At 66.4% G+C, this 4,394-nt stretch carries 4 protein-coding genes; 2 read left to right on the top strand and 2 right to left on the bottom strand.

Annotated features, from left to right (window positions below):
* Nucleotides 1-37: 37 nt before the first annotated feature.
* The gene (gene phnC / locus QZV94_RS23560) at nt 38-832 is read right to left on the bottom strand and encodes a phosphonate ABC transporter ATP-binding protein (RefSeq protein WP_293682683.1); all 795 of its coding nucleotides are present in this window, start codon (nt 830-832) and stop codon (nt 38-40) included.
* A 228-nt stretch (nt 833-1,060) separates the two neighbouring features.
* On the opposite strand from phnC, the gene QZV94_RS23555 reads away from it, so the two are divergent.
* Nucleotides 1,061-2,332, top strand: coding sequence for a type III PLP-dependent enzyme (locus QZV94_RS23555; RefSeq protein WP_293682681.1), 1,272 nt, complete (start codon nt 1,061-1,063; stop codon nt 2,330-2,332).
* 101 nt (nt 2,333-2,433) lie between these two features.
* Nucleotides 2,434-3,492, top strand: coding sequence for a deoxyhypusine synthase (locus tag QZV94_RS23550; RefSeq protein WP_293682679.1), 1,059 nt, complete (start codon nt 2,434-2,436; stop codon nt 3,490-3,492).
* 33 nt (nt 3,493-3,525) lie between these two features.
* On the opposite strand, the gene QZV94_RS23545 is transcribed toward QZV94_RS23550, so the two are convergent.
* A complete protein-coding gene (locus tag QZV94_RS23545; RefSeq protein ID WP_293682677.1) occupies nt 3,526-4,317 on the bottom strand; it encodes an alpha/beta hydrolase in 792 nt (263 codons plus the stop codon).
* Nucleotides 4,318-4,394: the final 77 nt, after the last annotated feature.

Genomic DNA, 4,394 nt, shown 5'->3' with positions numbered 1-4,394 from the left:
AGGGCGGCGCCGAACAGGCTCCGTTGAACGAGACTGATCATGCCGGCGCTCCTTCCCAGAACACGTCCTCGAATTCCGGGCCATAAATGTCGATAAGCTGCTCGGTCTTCAGGCCGCTCGCGGGACCATCGTAGACGACCTTGCCGGCCTTCAGCGCCACCACGCGGTCGCAGTACCGGAGCGCGTAGTCGACCTGGTGCAGGGTGACCAGAACGGTCAAGCCGTCCTTGCGGTTGAGGTCGCGGAGAATATCCATCACGCGGCGCGCGGAGACCGGGTCGAGGCTGGCCACCGGCTCGTCGGCCAGGATGATCTTGGCCTTCTGCACGAGCGCGCGTGCGATGGCGCCCCGCTGCTGCTGGCCGCCCGAGAGGGTATTGGCCCGCTGGCTGGCGTAGTCGGAGAGGCCGAAGCGGTGCAGGGCCGCCATCGCCGCCTGCTTGGTCTCCGCCGGCCACAGGCCCAAAGCCCCCTGCCAGAAATGGATCCGGCCCAACGAGCCCAGCGCCACGTTGGAGAACAGCGACAGCCGCCCGACCAGGTTGAACTGCTGGAAGATCATACCGATCCGGGTCCGGATCCGCCGGACGTTGGGCGAGATCCGGCCGTTCTGCTGCACCGGCTCGTCGAAGGCGATGATCGCGCCCTTGCCGGCGTCGATCGTCTGCAGGGCGCTGATGGAGCGCAGCAGGGTTGACTTCCCCGACCCGGAGGGACCGATCAGGGCGATCATCTCGCCCTTCCTGACCTCTAGCGAGACCCCATCGAGCGCCTGGCGCTGACCGAAGGTCTTGGAGGCGTTCCGTATCGACAGAACGGCGGCGTCGGTCATGGAGGCGGTCGGAGCTTTCCCGTGTGCGGCCCTGGCTTCATGGCATGGCGCGGGCTCCAGGGTCTAGCGCGCTTCCACCGCGCCGCGGCCGCGCGCACGCGCCGCACCATTAGTAGTCTTTACATCGCGGCTCGATACCCCTATCTGCGCGGCTCCGGCGGACCCGATGTCCTCAAAAGCGCTGCTAACGCCGGATTGGGTTCAACTATCCGTTGGGGGCTACGTGAATTGCACACGTATCATACGCCCCTGGACCTGGTCCGAGATCGCTCACCGGAACGTCCTGTCGCCTTCGCGCGACCGGCGGCGGTAGCGGTAGCGGCGAGCTGGTTCCAGGACAAGTTTCAGGGCGACGTCTTTTACGCTGTCAAAGCGAACCCTTCGCCATGGGTCATTGAGGCCCTTGTCGCGAACGGGGTGACGTCTTTCGATGTAGCCTCGATCCCCGAGATCGAGCTGGTCGCGCGCTTTGCGCCGGGCGCCCGCATGGCTTTCATGCACCCGGTGAAGAGCCGCCGCGCCATCGCCGACGCCTACCACAAGCATGGGGTGAAGATCTTCGCCCTCGACACCCATGAGGAGCTGGCCAAGATTCTCGAGGCCACCGGCGGCGCCCGCGACCTGACGCTGATGGTCCGTCTGGCCGTGAGCGCCGAGGGCGCCTCCTACTCGCTCTCCGGCAAGTTCGGCGTCGAGACGCACGAGGCCTCCTCGCTGCTGCTGGCGGCGCGGGCGGCCACCCAGGGCAAGATGGGCGTCTGCTTCCACGTGGGCAGCCAGTGCATGCGCCCCACCGCCTACCAGGCCGCCATGGCCCAGGCCTCGCGCGCCATCGTGCGGGCCGGCGTCATGGTCGACATCGTCGACGTGGGCGGCGGGTTCCCGTCGATCTACCCGGGCATGGTGCCGCCGGACATGGCCGACTACGTCGACTCCATCCAGCGCGGCTTCGCGGACATGATGGTCCACGAGGAGACCGAGCTGTGGTGCGAGCCGGGCCGGGCGCTGGTGGCCGAAGCCTCCTCGATCCTCACCAAGGTCGAGCTGAAGAAGGGCGATGCGCTCTATCTCAACGACGGCAGCTACGGCTCGCTGTTCGACGCGGCGCACGTGAAGTGGCCCTTCCCGGTGAAGCTCTACCGCGGCGAAGGCGCCGAGGCGCATGAGGTGGAGGGCCCCTTGAAGCCCTTTCGCTTCTACGGCCCGACCTGCGACTCCATGGACCACATGCCGGGGCCGTTCTGGCTGCCTGAGGACATCCAGGAAGGCGACTACGTCGAGATCGGCATGCTGGGCGCCTATGGCGTGGCGATGAACACCCGCTTCAACGGCTTCGGCGATGCCGAAACCGTCGAGGTGGGCGACGCGCCCATGGCCTCCATGTTCGGCCTGGCTGGCCGCTCCATCCGCCTGCCGCGCGAGCAGCAGGATGAGGAGCGCAAGGTCGTCCGCTTCTCGCGGCCCAAGGGCCGGGCCGGCAAAAGCCGCCGCAAGCGGTAACAACTGTCGGGTCTGGAATGTTATAGGCGCGGCCGGTCGCTCCGTCCCGGTCGCGCCTTTCCTATGGACGGGCGATCACCCTCAGAAGGGAACTTCCGAAGATGAACGCTGACGTTCAAAAGACCAACCGCAAGGCCGAGCTTCTGGCCAACACCGTCGAGCACGTGGCGATCGACGCCTACGACGCCCGGCCCGTCATCGACGCCATGCGCAAGATGAGCTTCACCAGCCGCGACACCGCCCGCGCCGCCGACATCCTGTCGATGAGCCTGGAGGACGCCGGCTGTTCGACCTGGCTGACGCTGGCCGGCTCCACCTCGGCCGGCGGCTGCATGCACATCTACCGCGACATGCTGAAGTACGGGATGATCGACGTCGTGGTGGCCACGGGCGCCTCCATCGTCGACATGGATTTCTTCGAGGCGCTGGGATTCAAGCACTACCAGGCCGACTCCACCGTCGACGACCGCGAGCTGCGCGAGATGTACATCGACCGCATCTACGACACCTACATCGACGAGGAGGAGCTGCAGAACTGCGACGCCACGATCTATGCGATCTGCGAGCAGCTGGAGCCTCGTCCCTATTCGAGCCGCGAGTTCATCCACGAGATGGGCAAGTGGCTGGCCGCCGGCAACGCCAAGAAGCCCGACAGCCTGGTAGAGACCGCCTACCGCGAAGGCGTGCCGATCTTCTGCCCGGCCTTCGTGGATTCGTCCGCGGGGTTCGGCCTGGTGAAGCACCAGGTCGAGCGTATGAAGGCCGGCAAGCCTTACCTGACCATCGACGCGGTCGCTGACTTCCGCGAACTGACCGACATCAAGCTGGCGGCCGGGACCACGGGCCTATTCATGGTCGGCGGCGGCGTGCCGAAGAACTTCGCCCAGGACACCGTCGTCTGCGCCGAGATCCTCGGCCACGAAGCCGAGATGCACAAATACGCCGTGCAGATCACCGTCGCCGACGTGCGCGACGGCGCCTGTTCCTCGTCGACGCTCAAGGAGGCCTGCTCCTGGGGGAAGGTCGATGTGACCTGGGAGCAGATGGTGTTCGCAGAGGCCACCACCGTGGTCCCGCTGATCGCCTCGGACGCCTGGCATCGCGGCGCCTGGAAGACCCGCAAGAAGCCCCGCTGGGCGGAGCTGTTCTCGAAGGCGTAGCCTTATTCGCAAAGGCGGCGGGAGGGGTCCGCGTCAGGCGGCCCCTTCCTCTGTGGCGAGTTCTCGAATCGCTTGGGCGACAGCTCGGAAATCCTCGCGCAGAATTTGGGTGTGGTTGCTCGCGACCTTCGCGCTGATCTTGAGGTGCGGGTTCCGAGCGAGCACGGGATCGAGCGCGGCCCGCATCGCTTCCATCTCCTCCTGACTCCCGCCGAAGTTGCCGTCCGTCGCCAGCACGTACCGGACGGGACAGGTCAACCGTTCGAGGACCGGCGCGCAGGCGGCGGCAATCTTGTTGATCTCGATGTTGATCTCGGCGTGCTGGTCGGCGGTCATATGGGCGGCAAGGCCGAGCCGGCTCGCGAGCGGAAGCAGCAACCGCATCCTGCGGAACATTCCCCGGATCCGGTCGCGGCTCTCCTCACCGGTCAAGCCGTAAGGAACAGCGCTATCGACCGCGACTACCGCGGCGCCGCGGCTCGGGTTTCGGTCGACCCAGTGCACTGCCACGTAGGCGCCGTAGGACCAGCCGACGAGCAACGGCCGTTCCACGCCGCGTGCGTTCAGCACGGCGTCGACGTCGCGGACGCACGCCTCGAATGAGTAGTCCGCGGACCGCCTCGACCGGCCGCGTGCGCGCTCGTCGAAGCTGATGTGACGCCAGCCGGGGCCGAGCTCGGCGATCACGGGCCGCCAGTTCCGCCGGGTGACGTAGGAGCCGTCCAGATAGACGATGGCGCGACCCGGTCCGCCCGTATCGGTGACGCACAGCTCCGTATCCTCCACAGGGACCATACCCGTCCAGGTCGATGTGATCGGGTTCATGGGCAGTCGCCTTGTTCCGACGTCTCAGCCCACATTTCCCAAGTAAGGCGCTGATTTCGCTGTCCTGACCATTATAT

Source organism: uncultured Phenylobacterium sp. (assembly GCF_902826855.1).
In the GTDB taxonomy this organism is placed as follows: Bacteria; Pseudomonadota; Alphaproteobacteria; order Caulobacterales; family Caulobacteraceae; genus Phenylobacterium.
This window is presented reverse-complemented; position numbering and strand designations above follow the sequence as displayed.

Excerpts from the sequence above, each read along its gene's own strand:
- phnC (WP_293682683.1), bottom strand. The coding sequence starts at position 832 with ATGACCGACGCCGCCGTTCTGTCGATACGGAACGCCTCCAAGACCTTC.
- QZV94_RS23550 (WP_293682679.1), top strand. The coding sequence starts at position 2,434 with ATGAACGCTGACGTTCAAAAGACCAACCGCAAGGCCGAGCTTCTGGCC.
- QZV94_RS23545 (WP_293682677.1), bottom strand. The coding sequence starts at position 4,317 with ATGAACCCGATCACATCGACCTGGACGGGTATGGTCCCTGTGGAGGAT.